1 protein-coding gene is annotated in these 332 nt (G+C 64.8%); it reads right to left on the reverse strand.

The features are described from left to right. On the reverse strand, nucleotides 1–332 hold a 332-nt coding region (locus SB753_RS35735; RefSeq protein WP_410804813.1), incomplete at both ends, for a sensor histidine kinase N-terminal domain-containing protein.

The raw sequence follows: 332 nt of genomic DNA on the forward strand, positions 1-332 counted from the left end.
GGATCACGCCCTTGATGATGTCGTTGGCGAGCGCGCTGCGTTTATCGAGCGTTTCGGCCACCTGCACGAGCACGGGCTGCGCGCCCGGCGTCTGCGGAAACTCGACGGTGGTGTACGCGACGCGGATGTCGTTGCCGCGCACCATGTCGTCGCGAAACTCGACGATGCCCGGCTGCGGCCGGTCTTCCTCGCGCGGCAGCGGCATGTCGCGGTCGCCTGCAACCAGCTCGCCGCGTGTGCCGAGCACCTGATAGAACACGCTATCTATATTGTCGGCACGAAGAAAATCACGCGTCGAATCGGGCAGCGTCAGCTCGGCGATGCCATTGACG

This window comes from Paraburkholderia sp. SIMBA_053 (assembly GCF_046534895.1).
GTDB classification, from domain to species: domain Bacteria; phylum Pseudomonadota; class Gammaproteobacteria; order Burkholderiales; family Burkholderiaceae; genus Paraburkholderia; species Paraburkholderia caledonica.